The following is a 21629-nucleotide window of genomic DNA, read 5'->3' on the forward strand; positions in this document are numbered from 1 at the left end:
GGGTGCCGGGATGGAGATCATTCCGGCGTTGCTGCCGCACCTGACGGGCCTGCGGTTGGACGCGGTGGTGGTCCGGGGTGTCGGGGTCAGGATCGATGCGGCGACACAGACTGTGCGGGCGCGGTGTGGCACCTGCAGCACCTGGTCGACCACTGTGCATGGCCGCTATGTGCGGAGGCTGGCGGATGTCAGGTTGGGTGGTCACGAGGTGCTGGTCGCGTTGACGGTCCGCCGATTCACCTGCGTGAACGGCGAATGCGGGCGGCGGACGTTCGTTGAGCAGGTGCCCGGGCTGACTCGTCGGCATGCCCGTCACACCGTCGTGGCGGCCGGTGACCTGGAGGCCGTCGCGGTGGCGTTGGGCGGTCGCCCGGGCAGCAGGCTGGCGCATCGGTTGGCGGTGTCGGTCTCCCGGTCAACGTTGATCCGGATGATCCGCCGGATGCCCGACCCGCCGCCGGTGACACCGACGGTGCTGGGCGTGGACGACTTCGCCCGCCGTCGTGGGCACCGCTATGCGACCGTGCTGCTCGACATGCACACCCGCCGACCGATCGACGTCCTGCCCGACCGCACCGCCGACACCCTCGCCGCCTGGCTGCACGAACATCCCGGTGTTCAGATCATCTGCCGCGATCGAGGCGGCAGCTACGCAGACGGCGCCCGCAAGGGAGCACCTGATGCGATCCAGGTCGCCGACCGGTGGCACCTGCTAAAGAACCTCAGCGACACCGTCGAGAAAGTCATCCGCGGGCACCGCCGATGCCTACGCACCCACACCGAACCAACATCTGCCCTGGCCGCGCCGGCCGACGAGCCGGGCGAGACGGGGCGTCGGGCGGCGAACACGCGCCAACGCCACGCGGCCGTGCACGCTCTGCGAGCCGAGGGGCTGTCGATCAGCGCGACCGCCCGCCGCCTCGACATGAACGTCAGAACCGCCCGCAAGTACGCCCACGCCTCCACCGCCGAGGCGTTGATCGGCCCGAACGCCAGCAGCAGACCCAGCGTCCTCGCCCCGTTCCACTCCTACCTGCAGCAACGCCTCACCGACGGCGTCCATCAGACCGCTGACCTGCACGCCGAGATCCTGGCCCGCGGCTACCACGGCAGCCTGCGGGTGCTGCGCGACTGGCTCACCATCAACCGCAACCGACCCGCCCCTGCGACCGCAGTCCGGGTGCCGTCGGCCCGGCGGATCACCGCCTGGATCATGCGACCCGGCCACAAACTCACCGACGACGAACACGCCGCTCTCGCCGACGCCCGCCGCCGCTGCCCGGACCTCGACACCGTCGCCGACCTCGCCCGCGGGTTTGCCGCCCTGGTCCGCCACCAAGGCACCGGGCAGCACCTCGACGCTTGGATCAACCGCGCCCGCCGCGCCGGATACCCCGAGATCCGCGGCTTCGCCGCCGGTCTTGTCAGCGACCGCGACGCCGTCGTCGCCGGCCTCGCCCAGCCATGGAGTTCAGGTCCGGTCGAGGGCCAGGTCAACCGCATCAAGACGATCAAGCGACAGATGTATGGCCGGGCGAACCTCGACCTCCTCCGCAAACGCGTCCTGACCAACTCGTGAGCCGCCATCAAGATCAATCACAGAATCTGCGCCAGAGCCCCGTTTGGGGCGGCGTTGACACACCGGTCGCGCGAGGCGACGGGTCGGGCATCGCGTCATGTTATGGGGCCGATGTCATGGCCGACGGCGGCGCGCCGCAGGACGATGGAGGACCAGGCGCAGAATCGGAAGACTCATGGCGAAGGTCCTTCTCATCGATGACGACGCCCGTTGCCGGGCACGGACGAGTCGCCAGCTGACGCGGCTGGGCCACGCGGTGGCCAGCCTCGACACCGAAGCGGTCGGGGCCGCCGCATCCGCTCTCCTGCGCCGCGGCACCCGGCGACCGGATGTGGTGGTCATCGATCCCTTCGTCAGTGACATGCATGCCCTGCCGATGGTGCAGATGGTGTGCGCGACCGCTCGCCGGCCGGTCCTGGTGATGACCGCCCCTCGACCGGATCACGAGATCGCTCGCATTCTCGTGGCGGGCGCGGACGACTATGTCGGCAAGCCGGCCTCACCCCTCGTCCTGGACGCCCGGATCGGGGCCATTCTGCGTCGCCGCCCGGTCGAGGAGGAGGCGGACCAGCTGATGGTCGGTCAGCTGCGCCTGGATTCCGCGTCACGTGAAGTCAGTGTCGCCGGACGAGCCCTGTGTCTGACCCGGACGGAATTCGATCTCATCGCGCGGCTGGCAGAAGCACCGGGCAGGTATGTTCCCCGGGCCCGACTCGCCGAACTCCTCTCCCCCGACGGCTCCCTCTCTGTCGGCGCGCTCAACACCTTGCTGTCACGGCTGCGGGCCAAGCTGGGAGAATCGGCCCGGCAACCCCGCTATCTGCACAGCAGCCGCAGCAGAGGCATCGCGCTAATGGATGCGGAACGGGGTTAGCTGACCGAACGCGCCCGGCGGTCACCGGGGCTGAGCACTGAGAGAGCTCTGCCACCAGCGATGAAAGCCGGGATTGTCCTGCGCGTGAGCGGCTATCGCCCGAGTGACCGCATCGACCAGCGTGCTCGCCTCGCGCGAGGAGAACGTGACGCGCTGCCACACCAGGCTCAGCCTGGCCATCTGCGCCTCGTCGGCCAGCGGCAGGGTCACGGTACCCGGAGCCGCCGGCCAGGACGGGTCCACCAGGCGGACGCATCTGCCCTGAGCCACCAGCGGCCAGGCAGCGCCGCTCGGCGCGTCGTAGCGGAGCAGCGGCTCGAAGCCCTCCTTACGACAGGCGTGACGCAGCGCGGCGAGGGACCCGTCGTCGGCGCCGGGCGGCCGTACCCAGAACTCCTGGCGCAGGTCCGCGAGCCGCACCGACTCCCGACCCGCCAGGCTGTGCCCCGCCGACATGGCCACGAAGATGGGATACCTCGGCAGCAGGATGCGGTCCATCAGCCCCTCGGGCAGCTGCGGGACGAAGCCTTCGACGAAGCTGACCAGCCCGACATCGAGCAGTCCCCTGGCGGTCAGGTCGAGCAGGGTCCGGGACGAAGGCTCGATACGCAGCCCGACGGCGGTCCCGGGCATGGCTTCCTCGACGCACCGCACCAGGCTGCTGCTGGCGGCGACGTGCACCGCTCCCATCCGCAGCAGTTCCCGGGACGGGGCACTCACCGGCAGATTCTCCAGGATCGCGTCCAACTCGCCGAGCACGACCCGGGCACGGCTCAACAGCTGGCGGCCCGCGTCGGTGGGGACCACGCCGCTGCGGCTACGGACGAACAGGCGGGTGCCGAGTGCCTCCTCGATCCGGCGCAACTGAGTGGTCAGCGCCGGCTGGCTGATCCCCAGTCGCACCGAGGCGCGGCTGATGCTGCCCACCTCCGCGATGGCGGAGACGGCTCTCAGATGGCGCACCTCAACCTGCATGCGCCCACGATACGGAGACCTGCGGCAGCGCCCGACCACTCACACCGCCCCGATCATCGATGGGCAGATCTTCATGCGCGTCCGACGGCCGGGCCGGCGTCAACCGTTGAGCAGGCGAAGCGCCTCGCGTACCTGGGCCTGCCGTGACCGGGCCAGCCGGGCGGCCAGCTCCCGCACCTGCGGGTCGTCACCGGTCTTCCGCGCCGCCGCGAAGTTCGCCGCTATCAGTTCGTGGGACATGAAAAGGTTCAGGAAGAGCTTGTCCGCTTCCTTGCCGACGGGGCTGGCCATGAGTTGCGCGAGGTCATCCGGCCTGACGCTCTCCAACGCGTCGGAGGTGCCGTGACCGCCGTGGCCCTCCGACGATCCGACGTGGATGTCTGTGGGCATCGTCGACCCGGCATTCGTCTTCAGCAGGCGATTCATGTCGGCGATCTCTGCTTTCCGGGTCACGGTGATCGCGGCGGCGAAGGTGCGGACGTCCTCGCGACCGGCCCGCTGTTGCCCGAGCTTCGCCAGCTCCAGCCCACGCTCGTCGTGCCCGACCAGCAGCCGCAGGAAGGCCGCGTCGTTGTCGGCCCGCACGACCGGCGCACTGGCCAGGGGTGGGGACGCCGAGCCTTGGTCGGCGGACTGCGCGCCGTCACATGCCGAGAGCGTGAGGGCCGCCAACAGGACAGGTACGACAAGACGGGTACGACGCACGACCGACTCCGAGGTGGGTTGATGGACGGGAACCGCCGAGTTGACGAGATCCGGGGAATGCGGATACCAACCGCGAGGGGCAGGACGTCCCCGATCAGCGGTGGTCGCCAGCGACGGTATCAGCGCCGGCCGGTCGGCTACCTTGGCGAATTGTTGGATGTTCCGGAACAAAACTTCAACCGCGTGATGACCGGTCCAGCGTCGTCTGACGAGGCGGCAGCGGAAAGCTCAGGACGATCCGGGCGCCACCCAGCTCCCTGCTTCTCCCGATCTCCAGCCGACCGCTCGCGTGCGTACACATCCGATGCACGATGTCGAGGCCCAGGCCGCTCGACGCGGCTCCGCTCACTCCACGCTGCACCGCCTGGTCGGCGTCGGTGATACCGGGTCCGCCGTCCTCGACGACGAGGGCCCGCGCCGTGACGGTCACCCGGAACGGTGTACCGGCCGGAGTGTGCCGGAAAATGTTGCCGAGCAGTGCGTCGACGGCGCTCACCAGCTCCGCCCGTGGTACCGGTACCGGCACGGGCGTCGTGCCACCACGCCACTGCCACTGCCGCTGCTGGTGTTCGGCGGGAAGGGCCCAGAACGACAGCCGGTCGTTGACCACCTCGGCCAGGTCACAGCCCTCGGCGCTACCGGCCGTACCCGGATTTCGCGCCGCCGTGATGATCGCGTCGACCTCGGCCTCGATCGCGTCGATGCCCTCGATCAACCGCTGCTGGAGGGTGCCGCCGGCGAGGGACTCCGCGTCCAGGCGCAGCGCCGTCATCGGTGTCCGTAACCGGTGCGACAGATCTGCGGCACGTTCCCGTTCCTTCAACAGCAGAGCGTGGAGGCGCTCCGCCATGAGATTGAACGTCCTACCGACCTCGGCCAACTCGGCCGGTCCGGACGGCTCGACGCGGGCCTGCAGGTCGTGCTGACCGATCCGCCGGGCCGCCGCGGCCAGGTGCCGCGCCGCCGTGACCGGGCCTGCAGCGAGCCGATCGGCCAGGACGGTCGAGCTGGCCACCAGCACGGCCGCCAGCACCACCATGGACAACCGCGCCGGACCTACCCCGCGCTCCAACTCGGTCCGCGGCACCCAGACCTCGATGACCCCGATCCGGCCCGGCGCGAAGGTCGACGGCTGCAGGAAGACCACGCCGTCGGGGACGTCGGCGGTCAGCGGCTGCCCGGTGTCCATGACGAGCCGCAGATCAGCTGGCTCAGCGCGCGGCACACCGATCGGCTCCTCGTCCGGAAGATGCAACGCGAGCCGGCCATCGGCACCGGCAGGGGTGCTCGCCACCACGCGCTCCAGCACCGCGCGGTCCTCGGTAACCGTGACCGCGGCGATGACGACCGCCGTCTCACCGCGGGCGTCGGCGATCGCCCGGTCGTGGGCGATCTGGCCGGCCAGGAGGGCCAGCGGGACGAGGAAGGCGATGGCCACCATGGAGGTGACCGCCAGCGCGCCGCGAACCAGTCGGCTTCTCAAGGCGAACTGGTCAGCATCAGCCCGACACCACGGATCGTCCGTAGCATGCCGGGCCGGGCGGCGGACTCGCCCAGCTTCCGCCGCAGGATGGAGGTGTGAGTGGCGAGCGTCTGATCACCCCTCATCAGCGGTTGCTTCCAGATCGACAGGTACAACTCCTCGCGGGTGATCACCCGGTCCGCACGTTCCGCCAGGTAGCGCAGCAGCTCGAACTCCTTACGGGTCAGCGTCATCGGGCTGCCGTGGAACAGGACCGAACGAGTGTTCGGATCGATCCGTAACGGCCCGACCGCCACGATCTCGGACAGCGGCGGATCGAGGTCCCGGCGTGGCGTGCCGGAGCCGCCTCGGCGCAGGACCGCCGCGATCCGGGCCAGCAACTGCGCTGCGGAGAAGGGCTTGGTCACGTAGTCGTCCGCACCGGCGTTCAGCAGGCGCACGATGTCGTGTTCGGCCCGGCGGGCGGTGGCCACGATCACCGGCACCGAGCTGACGGCTCTGATCATCACCAGTGCGTCGGCCCCGTCCATGTCCGGCAGCCCGAGGTCCAGCACGATCACCGACGGCTTGACGGACATGGTCAACGTGAGCGCCTCCATCGCTGTCGTCGCCGGCTGCACGAGGTAGTCGGCCTTGGTCAGCGCCAGGGTGAGAGCCCGTCGTACGGAGGGGTCGTCTTCGACGATCAGCACCAGCGGCATGACGTCAGCCTTTCGATGTGTCAGGGTGTTCGGATGCGTGGATGGCGAACCGTCGGTGTCGTAGCTGCCTGGGCCGCCTTCACCTCGGCCAGCACGGCCGTCGTGTGGTACGGGCTCGGTCCCGTACGAGATGCTGCAGTCCCCCACCGGGTGCAGACGCTGACACAGGCCGAACTGCACCAGATGGCCAGGAACGCCCGAGCCACCCCGTCGTCGAGCCCCGCGCCCAGCGTCGCAGCGCCATCACCCACGACCACCGCGACTCCCCGTCAGACCCGGTCACCGGGCAAGTCACCCACCCGACCGGCCGACCAGCCGTCCCGCGACGGGTGGAAGCAGGTCAGGGAGAAGGACGGCACATACTCCTACGTCCGTCGGTTCGAGGTCGAGGGAGGACAGACGACCATCCGGGCGGTCTCCGGCAAGATGATTCTCGGCTCGGCGACGCCCAACCCCGGCTACTCGGTGAACGTCGAGCAGAGCAGCCCGGACCGGCTGCTCCTGCGGTTCATCTCCCGCGACCGGGTGATCATGATCGATGCTCTCTGGTGGGAGGGCCGACCCTTCGTCACCGTGACCCCACTGGGTGGCTGACTGTCAGCCGTTCGAAAAGACATGCACACCCCACCACCCGCTGCTGTCGTGGTAAAGGCCGACGCCGACCTCGGTCCACTCCCGAGTCGTCTGATTCTTGTAGTGCCCGGGGCTCGTCCGCCACATATCCTGCAGCCTGCGCGCGGCCTGCTCGGCATTGAGGTCACCGTCGCTCCACCAGACGATGTTCTCGCTGGTAGTGGTTCGCTGGCCGCGTACCAGGTAGTCCCGTTCGCTCCCGGAGTGGTGGAACGAGGTCCGGCGCATGAGTTCGGCCCACCTGCGGGCGAACTGGCTGAGGTCCCCCTCCTGCGCCACCGGCGGCAGACCCACCTTGGCCCGTTCCTCGTTGAGCAGTGTGAGCGACCATCGTTCGGCCTCGGCATTGACCTGCCCGGCACTCGTCCCACCGGGCCTGGACGAACCACCGGTCACCTGCGGCCTACCGGGTCGAACTGGTCCGCCGGACTCGACAGGGCGACTACCTGTGCGCGGTGACTGGCTCTTCGCCGGCACCGGCGTGGGGGAGGCCACCGGCTCATCGGGCAGACTGCTCGTCGACGGTACGGAGCTGGCAGTGGTCGATGGGGCCGCCGCGCTCACAGAGATGCCGGGGACCACCCGGTCGGCGGCCTGCGGCGCAGTCGATTCGGGTGCTGCCGACCATACGGTGGTCGGCTGTTTCCTCGGTTCCAGTCCGGTGAGCATCGTCTGAGCCCCGGCCGCCATCGCCACCACGAACACCGCCACGCCGGCGAGGAACACCAGCCGCCTCCACGAAGCAGGCTTCCCGGACGGCAACGCCCCGGACCGATCAGCCGGAGGCGGCAGCACGCCCAACTCCGCGAGGCGCGGGTCGAACTCCGTCCAGTTCGACCGCCACGGCGGCGCACCTGAGGCGGAGAACTCCTCATCTTCGAGGTGACGGCCCTGCCCCGTCGCTGCTGCGGCGTAGTCCGTAGGCCGGTCGGACATGCTGCGGTGTCCATGATCCCTGCTGTTCATACCGTCCGGTCCTCCATCGGTGTTTCTCCTCCGTCACCCTCCGACGGACCGCCATCTCGACCTGTCGGAGAGGTGAGCGGCCCAGACGGTACCGGCCGGGGCCCGCAGAAAGACGGCTGCTTGTTGATTGCCTGAGAATGGCGAGTCGCTTCGCCCGTCCTGCCCCGTTGTCGGCCACCGAACCTCACGTTTGTCTTAGGCGACGGAACGCATCAGGCGCGATCACTGACCCGGGAGTGAGAAGGCGAGACCTGAAGAATGCATCCAGCGAAGGTAACGAGAATCGAAATCAGCTTCGCCAGCCGCATTCCCTTGGCAAGACTGACTCGGCTGGCGCAGCAGCGCAGGCGATCGACCCGGTGGCCGCATTGGCGGCGGGCTGCCTCGCGCCCGGGCAACCCGTGTCCACCTGTCCGACAAGAAGGGGCATCACACCGTGCAAAGCCGGTCGTGGAGCTGTAAATCGACGGGAAAGCCTCCAGCGGCTCCCCTCCCGCGGCGGATACGGAAGGAGCGGCCAGACACTCCCGTTCCCCCGGGGCAGGGCGACGCCGACGAGCGGTCGACGCCTGGCGATCATCGCGGGTGGCCGCACTCGGCCGGCTGAGGTTCGGCATCACGTCGTCGCCCTGATCAGCTCGAACGACGCAAAGGCGAACACGGCCGCCGAACAGGAACACCCCCGCCGGCCGTGGTCATGGCGCCGACGCCAACCGATCAACGTACGGCGGTCGTCGCGCCACCACCGGCGGTCGGCGAGCAACCACGTACTGGGCGGCGCTGCCACCGGGCCTGACCCGCGAGCGGCGGTCGCCGGGCGACTGCTCTCGGAGCGTCAGGCACGGAAGCGGTAGCCCATGCCGGGTTCGGTGATGAGGTGCTGCGGCCTGGCGGGGCCGTCCTCGATCTTGTGGCGCAACTGCGCCATGAACTGGCGCAGGTCGCCCGGTCTCGTCGTGGCGCGCCAAACGGGCCCGGCGCAGCCTCAGCGGGGCACCCCGGCTGCGGGTCGTCGGCGTCGATCATGTTCGAGAATAGCGGCACCGGCGAGGAAGCCGAACTAGGTGGCGCGCCGCGCCGTGTCGTGACTGGACAGCACCGAGGTGGTCGTTGCACCCACGCCGTGGTACGCGGCCATCGACTCCTCGATCGCGGCGCTTGCCGGTCGGGGTCCCAGACGGTGCCGAGGGAGTCGAAGCTGAAACCCTGGTGTATCTCGGCGAGTCAATCACGTCGTACCCGCCGTCGACGCCGCCGGAGGGATAGAACGGGCTGAGCCAATCGCGTCCACGCCGAGTTCGGCCAGGTGCGGCAGGCGTAGGTGATGCCCGGAGGTCACCGACTCCGCCACCTCGCCGTCGCTGAACGAGCGCGGATAGACCCGGTAGACCATCGCGTCACCCACCACCCCGCTGGCGCGGAGGAACGAAGAAACCGTAATACAGCGTTGCAGGATTGTTTCCACCAGCCAAGCGCCGGAGGTGTACACACTCGATCGACTGTGGGCTAGCTGGCGGTGTGGCGGGAGGGTCGTCTTCCGGACCACCGGGGACGACTCCAGCACCCGCCGGTGATGGCTGCCCTCGCGCGACCCGAGCTGGCGCATCAGAGGGTCCGCTAGCCGACGGGTCGCGCGGTACTGGCTCGTCGGCTGGCGACAGCACATTGGGCGCCGGGTTGGCGGGGACCGATGTCGCTCTGCTCGTCGGGAATCGGCTCGACCTTCCGCTTGCCCTCGGTCGGCTGCCGTGGCGGCATGTCGATGCCGATTGCTCGGGCGTACTCGGCGAGGATGCCGCCGGCTTCGGCGAGCAGCCATGAGCCGTCGCGGAGCTTGACGGTTCCTGGGCGTAGTTGCCCAGTGCGGTTGGCAAGGGGTTGTTGGCTCCGGTGGTCAGGGCGCGGAACTCGGCTCGGGCGCTCTCGGCGTCCTGGATGACGACCTTGGTCAGGTCCTGCTGTTAGCCGTTGGAGACGTGCAGGGTCGCGGAGCGCGGCGGCGATGTCGGGCAGGGTCACGGTTGGTACCTCCGAGTGAGGTCGGCTGCGGGATCGGGTCCGGCGGTGATGCAGCGGGAATTGATGAGCTGAGGTCGGGTCGCACTGGGTGTTCTTCGACGCAGGCGGTCGTAGCGGATCAAGGTGGCGGCGGCTTGTTCGGTTGGCCTGGTGAGCCGTAGGGCGCCGGATGATCCAGTTGCTGGCGGTGCCGAACAGCACCGAGTAGCCGGCGTGGCAGGATTTGACCCCCGAGCCCAATCGCCAGATGCTTTAGCGTCGACAATGGGCAGGTGGGCCGCTGGTTCGGCACCGCTGTTGCGGCGCGACGGCCGACGGCGGGCCGCTGGATCACGCCACACCGCCGAGTGTCTCGGCGCGGCAGGGGCCGCAGTTGCGGGCGGGACTGCCCCGGTGTCGAGCGCATTGGTCGGCGCGACGGCTGTCGGCGGAAGCGCCGGTGGCGGTTCGTGCGCGCGGACGCGCGGATATTTCTTTGATGGTTAAGGACGGTTCGTCTGAAGCACGCTTCGTGCCGTTCGGTCGCGTGCTTCGTGTCGTCAGGTAGTGGGCTTCACCCCGTCTGGACGTCGGCTTCACCCCGTCAGGTAGTGGGCTTCGCCCCGTCCGGGGGTGGGCTTCACCCTGTTTGGACGTCGGCAACGCCCGGTCGAGGGCGCTGCCTTGTCCCATGGAGAACGGTGCTGTGCCCCGCTTGGTCCCGGTTGTCAGACCGGCTGTCCGGGCCTCGTCGTTCCGGTGTGGTTGCTGGCACTCGCCCGGCTGAGGTTGCGCGAGAGGTTCCTGGGAGCCGGGTAGCGGCCGGCGGCGGTCCAGCGCCAGGTCCCAGACGACAGGTCGGCGGTCGGCCGCCAGGAAGGCGGCGCGGCTTTGGTCGCCACGGCGGATCAGACCGAGCTTTTCAAGGGTTTTCAAGTCGCTTTGCACGGATCGGACTGTTTTGCGGGCGTAGAAGGCGAGGCGTTCTTGGCGAGGGAAAGCGCCTCGGCCGGCATCGTCGGCGTGGTTGGCCAAGCCGATGAGCACGGCGAGGCAGGACGGGGGAACGTCCGGTGCGTGGGCGAGCGCCCAGGTGACAGCCTCGACGCTCATCACGCCGCCTTCGACATGTCGGTTCGTCGCGTGCTGGTCCCGCAACGCCGGCCTTTCAGGTCCAGCAGCGGGATACGGCGGTGGGCGTAGGCAACTGAGGCGAGTCCCGTGCCGCTGGCTGTTGTCGGTCGCACGGCTGCAGTGAGGGGTGACCGCTGTCGCATCGATCTTTCTCCCTTTGTCCGTAAGTAGATGACGAGTGCAGGGCTCGCCCCTGCCGTCCTGAACGGGCGGCGACTGATTGATGTCTGCCTTCGCCACCAAGGTCAAGTCGTGCTGTGGGACTGCGGCATAGCGACCGCCATCTCCGCCCCGAGGTGGGGCCGTCGAGGTGGTGCTTCAGCCGCCCGGTACAGCGAGGTACCGGAGGGCCGCTGGGCTCACCGCGTGCCCAGCCAAGGACTTTTCGCGGCGCGGTCGTACGGGCCGGCGAAGAGTTCTCGGGTGGCGGGTGGGCCTCAGCGGTGGCGGCCCAGGAGAAGATGCAGGGCAGCGGCCGCCTGGGCGGGTACGACGCCGCTACCGAGGACGCGCAGCGCTCCGGTTCGTGGTAGATCCAGCGTGGGGTCGATGACCCAGGCCGGCGGGCAGACCCATAAGCCTTAGGGTTCTCGAGCGTCCGGGCTAGATCATCTGGACTATCGGTGGGGTCCGGGTGTGGCTTGGCCCATGACGACGCCCGGTGGTTCGAGCGGTATGGCCGCCCCGCTCCTCCTGGACGCCCTGGCCGCCGATTGAGAACCGCGAGTCGCCGCTGTCTAAGGCTGTCCTGGCGGGGATATCCCTCGGCTGTCCATACAACCCTCCACTTGGTGGCATCGGACGGCGCAGCAGAGCGCGGTCGCGCAGGTCGAAGCAGTCGCATGGTCATCTCCTCGACAATGAGCACGGGCGGACGGGATGGGTGCGTTGTACCGGGGTGGGGGCAAGCGCCCGGGTGCGGATGTCGGTCTGATCAACGGGGTGCCGGAACGGGCAGGTGAGGAGTTGCTGGAGTCGCCCCCGCGTCTGCCGGGTGGCCGGGGTGGTTAGGCCTGCCGGTGCGCGATACGGGATCGCCTCGGTGATCGCTCATGTCGATGTTGGCTCCACACCGCGCGGGTGTCGGCGACACTTCCAAACCGGCGTTTGTGTGCTCTGGTGAACACCTGCGCCACTCACAGCGGCTCACAACGGCTCACAGAACCGCGCGTCCCACCACACGCTGACCCCCGAGCCGGCAGCGCACCGTCCCCACGCCAGTCACCGTGGCAGCGAACGAGGTTTCGATGACATGCCGGGTCGCGGCCGGTTCCTGGCCACCCCGCACGGGGCCACTGACACGCCGTCGCGGCACCGACATGCCAGATGGCCACGAGAGCCAGGCAACAGGACACGCACTGATGCCAGCCGATGGCCCCATCGCCACGACATGTCCGCCTGTCGCGAAGAACGCCATGTCCAATAGACGGTTGACGGACCGGCCAAATGACCCCGGCGGTGTCACAGCGATGCGGTCAACACAGGCCCGGCCGCGCTTGTGGCCGGTCGGATGCCGTCGGACACCTCTGACACACGGACGGCCACACTGTCCCAGCCCTGCCCGGCAAGACATCGGACCGGGCACGTGCCCGCGATGTCCGTCGGCGGCCATGGACGGACGACGGCCTCCGACATGTAACACGGGGGTCTTGTCAGCGAGCGTGTCGTCACGGCCGTGACCACCACCTCCCTGGAGGACATCATGTTCATCGGCGTTCTTCGTTGACATCGCCCCGCCCGCACTTGACATCGGGATCGGCGCGCCGCGAACCCGGGTGCGGGTCCGTGCCGGAACCGGTAGCACGCCGGCATGACGCGCCGGGCGAGCGAGACGGCGGGGTGTTGTCATCCCGACGGAGCCGTGGCTAGGCCGGACAACCGAGAGAATGCCTGCCACCACGTCCCTGATCAGCTGTCCGCCCAGCCCCGCTGTCACCGTCGGTCGCAGGACTCGGCGTCTGACATTCGGTGTCCGGCGCCGGATGACAGAGGTCATCCGGCGGACGGCCTGTTGGGCGCAGAACGGCTCGCCAAGGACAGGCGAGGGTCGCTGGACGGGTCGTGCCGGCACTGACCCCTGCCTCCCGCTACGCCGATTGACAGTCCACCGGCCGGTGAACGGTTCTGGTCGACAGAAGTCGCGGACTCCCGGACGGACTGGCCGACACCTCCAACGGCGCCCCTACTGGTCGCCGGATCCGCCCGCAGCCACTTCGTCCGGCCGCAGTCCGCTAGCCGTGATCAGCCCCTCCCAAACCATGCCGGATCAGGGTTGTGTGGACACTGTGAGGGACTGTGGGAGCCCTGTGAGAGCTCTGTGAGAGAGGGAGGGCGTTCGTCAGAGCACACAAACGCCGTTTAGAGGGTGCGGGACACGTATCGCGAGGCCAGCGGCTCCCCACCGCCGCCCTTACCAAGCCGCTCCGCAGGTGCTGCCATCTGCGGGGTATGACCCACCCCGATCCACGTCCGCAGTGCAGCTGTCTCGCCCGGAACGGCGGCCCTCCGAAGCGCAGAAGCCCGGCAACCCCTCACGCCACAGTGCCCCCCGGCAGGGCAATCGGAGTGCCCGCGGCCAATGCGAGGAGGCCAGCCCCGCATGGGTGGCCCCATCGGCTTCCGGCCTTGCTGTCCCTGCTGCGGTCCGTGCTGCCTGCCGTTTCGCGGTCCGTCTTCAGGTGGACCGCGACACGGACGGGTCCCCGCGTCCGTCAGTGCAGGCCAACCCAGGCCTGACCGATCCGACCGCTGCTCAGAGACACCTGCGGTGTCATCTCCCCCAAACGCACATCCGAAAGGGAACCTCGTGCCCGACCAGGTCCTGCGCGTGCAGTCCGTCCTGACCGCCCGCGACCACCTCCTGCTTCAATGGCTCACCGACCACGGCGTGTTCACCACACCGCAGCTCGCCCACGCCCTGTTCCCCTCCCTGGACTACGCCCAACACCGCCTCACACGCCTCACCGCCCTGCACGTCGTGGACCGGTTCCGGCCCTTTCGTCCCGACGGCGGCTCGTTCCCGTTCCATTACGTCATCGATCAACTCGGCGCGGAGATCGTCGCCGCCCAACGCGACCAACCACCACCCCGCCCCGGCCACGCCAAGACCAACCGGCGGCGGTGGACCGCCGCCCGCACCCTCGGCCACCGCCTCGGCGTCAACAGCTTCTTCACCGACCTCGCTGGCCACGCCCGCACCCACCCCGACCACACCCTCACCCGCTGGTGGCCCGAATCCCGCTGCGCCCAAACCGGCGCGTTCGCCCGCCCCGGCGACCCCGTCGCCCTACACGCCTTGGCCGCCCCGATCCGCCCCGACGGACACGGCATCTGGACTACCCCCCGCGCTCAGGTGCCGTTCTTCCTCGAACACGACACAGGCACCGAACCCCTCGCCGAACTCATGCGCAAACTCATCGGCTATGCCCGCCTCGTCGACGCCGGCGGACCCCGCTGGCCTGTGCTGTTCTGGCTCCACTCCGCCACTCGCGCCCACCACCTCCACCAACACCTCACCACCATTCGAGTGCCCGTACCCGTCGCCACCGCCAGCCGCGACCACGCCACCCACGGACCAGCAGGACCGGTCTGGCACCTCCACGGCCACCCCGGGCCACTCACCCTCGCCGACCTCGCCACCACCATCCCGGACAACAGCCACGGCAGCCTCGACTAATTGACATCGACCTCCGCCGACCCGCCGCAGGACCCTCGCACCCACCGAGCGCCAGCTGTCGAATCCTCCCCGCAGCCCGACAGCATCCACACCTCTGAATGCCGAAATCCTCGCCGGACATCGGAGGCCTGCTCCCCGACTTGACCTTGGGTATGAAATGAGCGTGGATCCCACAACGGGGTGCGGGGTAAGACGGTGCTGACCGACGTCGGGCCGGTGCAGATTGAGGTGACCCGGGCTCGGGACGGCACGTTCGAGCCGCAGATCGAGCGCCAGCGCCAGCGCCGGTTACCCGGGGTCGAGGACATGGTGACCTCGCTGTCGGCCATGGGATTGACGACCGGCGAGATCCAGGCCCACCTGGCCGAGGTGTACGGCGCGGACGTGGCCAGAGAGACGATCTCCACGATCACCGACAAAGTCGTCGACGCGAGATCTCCCACGCCGATCAGCAGTGGGCGTCGACTCATCACCACGGCCCGGCCCTGCTGCATAGGGTCGACCCACGTCGCGGGTTGACCGAGCACGACTTCGATGCCATCAAGAGCTGGCTCAGGCGGGCGCGGTAGTGCGATCTGGACGTCGTCGCAGTCGCCGTGCTTGACGGGCTGTCTGACCACTCGGGACCGACGTTTGCGAACGGTGCGCGCGGAACGGGGGCACCGGTAGCCTGCTTAGCTGCTCTACGGGGACGGAATGTTCGGTAGCTGGTCGTCGTCGCGTCCGGTCTGGGGTAGCCCGGCGGCAGCTGCGATGGTCTTGACGGCCTCGTTCAGTCCGGTGGTCTCGGGTAGGACGAGTTCGTCGGGCCAGCCCAGGACGTCATGGGCGGCGTACCAGCCGCTCATGTGCTTCGCGGTGAACTCGCTGGCCTGTGGGCGGGTGAGGTGCCGGCGCAGGGTCTCGGCAAGGGAGACGTCGAGGTAGCAGAACAGTGACCGGCCGCGGTGGTCGTCCCGCAGGGCGGTCAGCATGCTGCGGTAGCGGCTGCTGTGCATAATGCCTTCCAAGACCACGTGGTAGCCGTGGTCGAGGGCGAACCGAGCGGTCTGCGCGATCAGGGCGGGTGCGGCGCCGCCGGGCAGGTCCCGTTCGCGCAGCAGGATGCGGCGCAGGTAGTCCTGCTCGACGAGGGCGCAGCCCCGGCCGTGCCGGCGCCGTAGCTTCCGGGCGATGCTGCTCTTGCCGGAGCCGGAGTTGCCCCGGATGCAGACGAGGATCGTGTCCGGGCTGCCCGTGGGTTCAGCGCGCACGATGCCTCCTCGCTTCAGGTGTTGCGCACGGTGAGGTTGAGGGCGGCGACGGTCAGCTGGGTGAGGTCAGGAAGTTGGTCCTCACCGAGGGTGACGCCGCGTAGGTTGTCCAGCGGCGTCTTGAGCCCGTGGAGGCGGCTGCCCCGCAGGTCGGCCCCGTCGAGGTGGCAGGAGTCCAGTTCCAGGCCGGCGAGGTCACATGACCGCAGTGCGACGCGCGGTAGCCGGCAGGAAGACCACGCGCCGTTGGTGAGAGTGCAGTCGGTGAATGCGACCGAGCCGGCGGCGGCGACGCGGTGGAAGGTGGCGTAGTCGAATCGGCAGCCGTCGAACAGAACGTCCTTGAGGCGGACGTCGGTGAGTCTGGTGCCGGTGAACCGGGAGCCGGTGATCGCGCACCGTTCGATGGTGATGCCGGTCAGGGTCGCTCCGGAGAAGTCGGTGCGGGTGATCTCGCAGCCGAAGAGGCTGCCGGCTTCCCACGTGCTCTCGCTCAGGTCCACACCGGTGATCAGGCTGCTGCGGATGCTGACGTCTTCAAGGTGCACGCCGCGCCACGCTGCGCCCTCAACCAGGACCTCGGTGAGGCTGTCGGCCAAGTCCGTCGTGGTGTCGAGGTCTTCCGGCTCGAGGTCCGGCAACAGGACCTTCACATCGCCGATCGTGCTGGTGCGCATGTGTCCTCAACCTGTGCGGGCGCGGGGTGGGCACGCCACCCCGCGGGTCCCCCTGGTGGGGGCGGCTACTTCTTCTTGTTCCAGTTGTCCCAGCCGGGTCGGCTGTCGAACTTTCCGCGGTTGTCCCAGGTGGGCCGGTTGTCGAACTTCGCCGCGTCGATCGACGCTACCGACCGCTGCGGGTCGACGCCGAGGCGGGCGAGTTGCTCGGGTGCGGCGTTGACGAGGACCGCGAGAGCGTTGGTCATGAGGTTCCTCCTTGAGGGGTGAGGTGATCCGCAGCCGCACGGACGAGGGCCTGACGGGTGGTTCGGCAGTAGGTGGTCTCGCGGGTGGTGAACGTCGCGTGCTCGAAGTAGCGGTTGCCGGCCTGGGTGCCCCGGCAGAAGCCGTAGAAGGCGCAGTGATCGGCACAGTCGTTGAGGGCCGTGACGAACTCGGCGACGTAGTCCAGGTCGCCGGCGCGGGCGAGCATGGCGGTGATGGGCTGATGGAGGACGTTGCCGGCGATGAAGTCGCCGTATCGCGGCTCGGTGATGCCGAGCAGCTCCGGTGACAGCAGCGCCACGATCGCCGACCGGGTGGCGGCGACCTCTCCGGCCGGCAGGCCGGTCGGCACCAGCGCGAGGGTGGTGTCACCGAGCCCCCCGGTCCAGTTCCAGTCGTAGCCACGGGTATTGAAGCTGACGCCCATGTAGTAGGGCGAACCGGTGACGTCAGCGCGGTAGCCGGCCGCCCCGGTGGTCGCGTACAGCTCCGCGGCCGCCCAGTAGAACTCGTCACCGACACCCGCGTCCTCGTACGGGCCACCGCCGACGTTGTCCGTGCCCGGCGCCAGCCGGTTCGGGTTGGCCTTCGCGGCGGCGTACGCCTTCTCGGCGGCGGCTAGCGCGCGGCCGGAGAAGGCCGCGTCGTACGGCTTCCACAGCCGCGACGCCTGCGCGGCGGTCGCCGCGAGGTTCAGCGTCGCCGCGGTGCTGACCGGCGCGGGCCTGTCCCGCTCCGTGCTTGAGGGCTTGGTCAACGAGGTAGGGCGTGGCTACCTCGGGCACCACCCGCAGGCGTTGATGGACGCCACCGAAGTCCGCGTGCGCCGGCCGATCGCGGGTCGAGCCGGCTGAGACCGATTCGTGTCCGGTAAGGCCCGACTCAACACCATCAAAGCCTTGGTGATCTGCGATCCGCTCGGTCGGCTGCTGTTCTGCGGCGAGACACGTCCCGGTTCGATGCATGACCTCACCCAGGCCCGCACCGCTGGTCTGGTCGGCCTTCTCCTGAACGCGCCCCTGGGCGTGCAGATCCTGGCCGGCGCCGGCTACCAGGGCCTCGGCACCGACACCAACGGCGCGGTCATCACCCCCAGACCCAAGCCGCGCAAACGTCAAACCACCCTGCCACCGAGCGTCATCGCCGCCCACGAGGCGGCACGCAAACGGCACTCCTCCCAGCGCATCCGGGTCGAGCACGCCATCGGACACCTCAAGAACTGGCGGATCCTCGGCCGCTACCACGGCCGACGCGAGTCCTTCGACACCACCATGCGCACCATCGCCGGGCTCCTGTCCGACCACCAACACACCGACCGCACCGAACACCACCCTGAACGAATCCGTGCCCTACCCGCCGCACCCCACCTCCGATGAAACGGCGCAGCTCCCGCTATCGCCGACCACGCACGAGGTCGTTAGCCCATTGATTCGTCGGCGATCCCGGGGAACGCCGCCGGATGCCGGCAAATCCAGTCCCAGTACGCTGGCGACCGGCGGGCCTGCGATCGATAGAGGCCGCGCACAAGGCCCAACACCCGGTCCGGCAACTGCCCACCGGCCAGGGCCGGGTCCCACGCCAGGTAGAGATGCCTCGCGGGCGACTCGGCCAGGCCGTGCAGGGGCACCACCCGGTAGGGGGGTATGGAGTGGGCGAGCGCGCTGGTGAAGGCGACCGCCCGCCCTGCGTCGATTAGCTGCCGGCCCGCGGTGGACGATGTGGGTACCACCTCTGCCGTCGGGTAGTTCGCGAGAATCCGGCTTTCCCAGTCGAACGGCGTCTGACTACGCGGGCTGACCACCCACCGCTCGGAGTCCAGTTGTGCCATCTCCAGCAGGTCAGCCGCACCGAGTGGGTGCGCCCGCCCGATCTGCACCCAGATCGGTTCGTGCACGACGGTGGCCACGTGCAGCGGTGCGGGAACGTCCAGCGGTTCGCTGGGGAAGGCCGCCAACAGAGCCATGTCCAGCTGCCCCCGCCGCAGCATGGCTGACAGTTCGGCGGCGTCGTCGGTGAGCCAGTCCAGCTGCCTCTCCGGCATTCCGCTGGAGATGTGCTCAGCCATCCGCCTGCTGCACAGCTCGATCAGCCCCAGCCGCAGCCGCGGCATCGGCTCCGATGGGCTGCGGACCTCCCGGATCACCTGCTGCCACTGCTCGGTCAGGGTCGGCAGCCGGGCGGCCAGCGCCGAGCCGGCCGAGGTGAGCGCCACGTGCACCGTGGAACGTTCGAGTAGCCGCTGCCCCAGGTCACGCTCTAGGCGCTGGATCCGCCGGACCACGGCGGAGGGTGACAGGTGCAACCGCTCGGCGGCGCGGCCGAACGAAAGCTCCTCGGAAACCTCGGCGAACGCCTCGAGATCGGGCCACTGCACACCGCTGTTTATACCTCCCATCGATGAACGCCGAGCAACGTACCCACCCGGTCACGTGCATAGTTGCGCCGCGCGCAGCAGGAGCGCGGGCCGTGGTGCAACATTGTCACTTCCGGTTTCTGCCATATCTGTCCTTCCCTTGATGGTGCTGGTTCACTCCACTACGGAAGGTGCGACATGCACGTGCTTTCGGCCCCGTACCGCGCTCTGGCATGGGTGCGCGGGGGCCTACGAGTCACCGCCATCACCCTGCTGGCCACCCTGCTGATCGGGCTGGGAGGCGCCACCCCTGCCCGCGCCGATGGTCTCAGGCAGTTCCAGGTTGGGTCGCAGACCCAGGTCAGCCTCCAGTTCGGCGGCGCCAACTCGCCGTACGACCCGGGCTGCTATCAGGTCCAGATGGACCGGCCGGACCCCCGCTGGCCGGGATCGATCATGAGCTTCTACATCACCGCGAACAACTGGTACCCCGGCTCGTGGGGGCTCCCGCTGAACTTCTCCTACACGTCGTACTGGCAGACGGTGTCGGTGGGGACCGCCGGCGGAGTGATCACGGAAGGCGGCACCAGCGTCAGCGGTGCGCTGGCCACCATCGAGCCGGGCGCGATCGTCACCGTGACCCGGGTTTCCACCATCCCGATCAGCCTTCCCGGCAACCCGTACGGCTGGACCTGCACGCCGCCGGGTGGTGAGCAGTGTCGGGACTTCACCGTGACCGGCGAGTACGGTGCGGTGACCTATGGCGTCCTGCTCGGCAACTCCGACTCCCGCAACGTCATCGACAGCCTCGCCTACGCCCAGCTCAAGGGACGATTCTGCTGGCAGGACGGCAAGGTGACCCAGCATCTGATCAAACCGATCCAGTACGACTTCACCTCCTCCCCCGTACCCCCCGGGCTCTTCTTCTCCTTCCAGAACCCCCGTAACGGCCTCGAGTACTCCAATCAGGACGGCGCCCGGTACCAGATCGATCAGGCCGGCGTCGACGTCCACCTGGACATCCCTGAGGACATCGAGATCTCCGGCGTGAAGATCCCCAAGTTCGGCTCCCGCAAAATCGGATCGATCAAGTTCGACACGGCCCTCAAAGGTGACGGCACCGTCGACATCGAGAACGCCTCCAAGGTGTGGCTGGGCCCCCTAGAACCGAAGTTCTGATCGGACGGCGGCTGGCGGAGGACGACAGCCGGTGGCCGGGCCGAAGAGGCCCGGCCACCACGCGCCCCCGGCCAGATTCGGGCCAGGATGGTCTTCGTCGTGTCGATCTCGCCCTATTGACCAGGTCCTTGCGCTGCTAGGCGAGCATGATCCGACCGGCGGGAGGCTGCCGGTAGCGATCGAGACGAGCCAGGGACTGCTGTTAGCTGGTCTCCGAGCCGCGGGTCGACAGGCGTTCGCGATCAATCCTCTTGCCGTGTCGCGTTGTTGGGACCGGTATCGGGCCTCATGCGGCAAGTCGGAGGCGTTCGACGCGATGGTGCTGGCGAACATCCTGCGCACCGACGCGACCGCGCATCGGCCACTGCCCGCCGACAGTGAGTTGCTGCAGTCGCTGCGGGTCGTGACCCGGGCGCAGCAGGATGCTGCATGGGACCAGATCACGCTCACCAACCGGATCCGTACGCTGCTGCGGATGTTCTCTACCGCCGCCCTGGCGGCGTTCGAACGCGGCGGACGGCACCGGCTCGACTCGCCGGCCGCCCGGATGATTCTTGCCGCGGCGCCGACGCCTGCGGCCGCAGCTGCGCTGGCTCCCCACGAGCTCGCGGCGTTGCTGCGCTGCGCTGGCCGTCAACGCGGCATCGCCGCCGAGGCGGACAAGCTGCACGGCATCCTCCGCGGCGAGCAGATGCGCCAACCAGCAGCCGTCGAGCAGGCCATGGGCCTGCACCTTCAAGGACTGGTGCGGCAACTCGACGCGATCTGCCAGACGCTGCAGCAGCTGGAGCAGCGTGTCGACGAGGTGTTCAGGGCTCACCCCGACGCGAAGATCGTCACCAGCGTCCCCGGTCTCGGCGTGCAGCTCGGCGCCCGGCTGCTGGCCGAAATCGGCGACGACCGCAGTCGCTTCGCCGACGCCCGCGCGTTACGTGCTTTCGCCGGTGCCGCGCCGGTGACCCGTTCCTCGGGCAAGAGCAGTTTCGTGCACGCCCGCCCCGCCAAGACCGACCCGATGAACTGGAGTCAGGCCCAGCTTGACGGCCGCCTACCGATCACCCTGCGGACAGCCGAACAGGTCAAGAAGATCCTCCGGTTCAGAGCACCGTCAGATCCGATCGCCAGCCGCTACGCCCAGTACATGGGGTCTGCTGCACCGATAGGTGACATCTGAGA

General features: G+C 68.9%; 18 protein-coding genes and 4 pseudogenes. 8 read left to right on the top strand and 14 right to left on the bottom strand.

Annotation, left to right across the window (positions count from 1 at the left end; translation table 11 throughout):
• Positions 1-10: 10 nt before the first annotated feature.
• Together MRQ36_RS02065 and MRQ36_RS02070 are read left to right on the top strand one after the other, a co-directional pair.
• The gene (locus MRQ36_RS02065; protein ID WP_242792175.1) at positions 11-1579 is read left to right on the top strand and encodes an ISL3 family transposase; all 1569 of its coding nucleotides are present in this window, start codon (positions 11-13) and stop codon (positions 1577-1579) included.
• 175 nt (positions 1580-1754) lie between these two features.
• Positions 1755-2453, top strand: a complete 699-nt coding sequence (locus tag MRQ36_RS02070) for a response regulator transcription factor (protein WP_242792190.1) — start codon at positions 1755-1757, stop codon at positions 2451-2453.
• A gap of 21 nt (positions 2454-2474) precedes the next feature.
• Here the strand turns inward: MRQ36_RS02070 and MRQ36_RS02075 are convergent, their stop codons facing one another.
• The 4 genes from MRQ36_RS02075 to MRQ36_RS02090 form a co-directional block, all read right to left on the bottom strand.
• Positions 2475-3428: a LysR family transcriptional regulator gene (locus tag MRQ36_RS02075; RefSeq protein WP_242792193.1), complete on the bottom strand. Its 954-nt coding sequence runs from the start codon at positions 3426-3428 to the stop codon at positions 2475-2477.
• 99 nt (positions 3429-3527) lie between these two features.
• Positions 3528-4304: a DUF305 domain-containing protein gene (locus MRQ36_RS02080; protein ID WP_242792196.1), complete on the bottom strand. Its 777-nt coding sequence runs from the start codon at positions 4302-4304 to the stop codon at positions 3528-3530.
• Between the two features lie 4 nt (positions 4305-4308).
• Complete coding sequence (locus tag MRQ36_RS02085) at positions 4309-5616, bottom strand: HAMP domain-containing sensor histidine kinase (protein ID WP_242792198.1); 1308 nt, start codon at positions 5614-5616, stop codon at positions 4309-4311.
• Positions 5613-6317, bottom strand: a complete 705-nt coding sequence (locus MRQ36_RS02090; protein WP_242800790.1) for a response regulator transcription factor — start codon at positions 6315-6317, stop codon at positions 5613-5615. The genes MRQ36_RS02085 and MRQ36_RS02090 overlap by 4 nt, the downstream gene beginning before the upstream one ends.
• A gap of 150 nt (positions 6318-6467) precedes the next feature.
• Between MRQ36_RS02090 and MRQ36_RS02095 the strand changes: the two genes are divergently transcribed.
• Positions 6468-6911 (top strand): hypothetical protein, encoded by a 444-nt coding sequence (locus MRQ36_RS02095; protein WP_242792200.1) that lies wholly within the window; start codon positions 6468-6470, stop codon positions 6909-6911.
• Between the two features lie 3 nt (positions 6912-6914).
• On the opposite strand, the gene MRQ36_RS02100 is transcribed toward MRQ36_RS02095, so the two are convergent.
• From MRQ36_RS02100 to MRQ36_RS34285, 4 genes and pseudogenes are all read right to left on the bottom strand, one after another.
• A complete protein-coding gene (locus tag MRQ36_RS02100) occupies positions 6915-7676 on the bottom strand; it encodes a CAP domain-containing protein (protein ID WP_242792202.1) in 762 nt (253 codons plus the stop codon).
• A gap of 1075 nt (positions 7677-8751) precedes the next feature.
• Positions 8752-8856: pseudogene (locus MRQ36_RS02105) on the bottom strand (winged helix-turn-helix domain-containing protein); the annotation flags it as partial.
• Between the two features lie 288 nt (positions 8857-9144).
• Positions 9145-9381: a hypothetical protein gene (locus MRQ36_RS02110; protein ID WP_242792204.1), complete on the bottom strand. Its 237-nt coding sequence runs from the start codon at positions 9379-9381 to the stop codon at positions 9145-9147.
• 884 nt (positions 9382-10265) lie between these two features.
• Positions 10266-11027, bottom strand: coding sequence for a helix-turn-helix domain-containing protein (locus tag MRQ36_RS34285; RefSeq protein WP_374249773.1), 762 nt, complete (start codon positions 11025-11027; stop codon positions 10266-10268).
• 2827 nt (positions 11028-13854) lie between these two features.
• Between MRQ36_RS34285 and MRQ36_RS02115 the strand changes: the two genes are divergently transcribed.
• Positions 13855-14724: a replication-relaxation family protein gene (locus MRQ36_RS02115; RefSeq protein ID WP_242792208.1), complete on the top strand. Its 870-nt coding sequence runs from the start codon at positions 13855-13857 to the stop codon at positions 14722-14724.
• Positions 14725-14898: 174 nt separating this feature from the next.
• Positions 14899-15150, top strand: a pseudogene (locus tag MRQ36_RS02120) (transposase); the annotation flags it as partial.
• 257 nt (positions 15151-15407) lie between these two features.
• Here the strand turns inward: MRQ36_RS02120 and MRQ36_RS02125 are convergent.
• The 5 genes and pseudogenes from MRQ36_RS02125 to MRQ36_RS02145 form a co-directional block, all read right to left on the bottom strand.
• Positions 15408-15977: a kinase gene (locus MRQ36_RS02125; protein WP_242792211.1), complete on the bottom strand. Its 570-nt coding sequence runs from the start codon at positions 15975-15977 to the stop codon at positions 15408-15410.
• Between the two features lie 14 nt (positions 15978-15991).
• Positions 15992-16654 carry a pentapeptide repeat-containing protein gene (locus MRQ36_RS02130; protein WP_242792214.1) on the bottom strand — a complete coding sequence of 221 codons (663 nt, stop codon included), beginning with the start codon at positions 16652-16654 and terminating at the stop codon, positions 15992-15994.
• Positions 16655-16719: 65 nt separating this feature from the next.
• A complete protein-coding gene (amcA, locus tag MRQ36_RS02135; protein WP_242792217.1) occupies positions 16720-16902 on the bottom strand; it encodes a multiple cyclophane-containing RiPP AmcA in 183 nt (60 codons plus the stop codon).
• Positions 16899-17222 (bottom strand): annotated as a pseudogene (locus MRQ36_RS02140) (radical SAM protein); the annotation flags it as partial. The pseudogene MRQ36_RS02140 and the gene amcA, both read right to left, overlap by 4 nt.
• Before the next feature lie 90 nt (positions 17223-17312).
• Positions 17313-17678: pseudogene (locus tag MRQ36_RS02145) on the bottom strand (glycoside hydrolase family 9 protein); the annotation flags it as partial.
• A 106-nt stretch (positions 17679-17784) separates the two neighbouring features.
• Between MRQ36_RS02145 and MRQ36_RS02150 the strand changes: the two are divergent.
• Positions 17785-18297, top strand: a complete 513-nt coding sequence (locus MRQ36_RS02150; protein ID WP_308194768.1) for a transposase family protein — start codon at positions 17785-17787, stop codon at positions 18295-18297.
• 41 nt (positions 18298-18338) lie between these two features.
• On the opposite strand, the gene MRQ36_RS02155 is transcribed toward MRQ36_RS02150, so the two are convergent.
• The gene (locus tag MRQ36_RS02155; protein ID WP_242792223.1) at positions 18339-19295 is read right to left on the bottom strand and encodes a LysR family transcriptional regulator; all 957 of its coding nucleotides are present in this window, start codon (positions 19293-19295) and stop codon (positions 18339-18341) included.
• Between the two features lie 177 nt (positions 19296-19472).
• On the opposite strand from MRQ36_RS02155, the gene MRQ36_RS02160 reads away from it, so the two are divergent.
• Together MRQ36_RS02160 and MRQ36_RS02165 are read left to right on the top strand one after the other, a co-directional pair.
• The gene (locus MRQ36_RS02160; RefSeq protein WP_242792225.1) at positions 19473-20453 is read left to right on the top strand and encodes a hypothetical protein; all 981 of its coding nucleotides are present in this window, start codon (positions 19473-19475) and stop codon (positions 20451-20453) included.
• 31 nt (positions 20454-20484) lie between these two features.
• Positions 20485-21627 (top strand): transposase, encoded by a 1143-nt coding sequence (locus MRQ36_RS02165; protein ID WP_242792227.1) that lies wholly within the window; start codon positions 20485-20487, stop codon positions 21625-21627.
• Positions 21628-21629 lie beyond the last annotated feature (2 nt).

Source organism: Micromonospora sp. R77 (assembly GCF_022747945.1).
Lineage (GTDB): Bacteria > Actinomycetota > Actinomycetes > Mycobacteriales > Micromonosporaceae > Micromonospora.

Excerpts from the sequence above, each read along its gene's own strand:
- MRQ36_RS02065 (WP_242792175.1), top strand. The coding sequence starts at position 11 with ATGGAGATCATTCCGGCGTTGCTGCCGCACCTGACGGGCCTGCGGTTG.
- MRQ36_RS02070 (WP_242792190.1), top strand. The coding sequence starts at position 1,755 with ATGGCGAAGGTCCTTCTCATCGATGACGACGCCCGTTGCCGGGCACGG.
- MRQ36_RS02075 (WP_242792193.1), bottom strand. The coding sequence starts at position 3,428 with ATGCAGGTTGAGGTGCGCCATCTGAGAGCCGTCTCCGCCATCGCGGAG.
- MRQ36_RS02090 (WP_242800790.1), bottom strand. The coding sequence starts at position 6,317 with ATGCCGCTGGTGCTGATCGTCGAAGACGACCCCTCCGTACGACGGGCT.
- MRQ36_RS34285 (WP_374249773.1), bottom strand. The coding sequence starts at position 11,027 with ATGAGCGTCGAGGCTGTCACCTGGGCGCTCGCCCACGCACCGGACGTT.
- MRQ36_RS02130 (WP_242792214.1), bottom strand. The coding sequence starts at position 16,654 with ATGCGCACCAGCACGATCGGCGATGTGAAGGTCCTGTTGCCGGACCTC.
- amcA (WP_242792217.1), bottom strand. The coding sequence starts at position 16,902 with ATGACCAACGCTCTCGCGGTCCTCGTCAACGCCGCACCCGAGCAACTC.
- MRQ36_RS02160 (WP_242792225.1), top strand. The coding sequence starts at position 19,473 with ATGCACGTGCTTTCGGCCCCGTACCGCGCTCTGGCATGGGTGCGCGGG.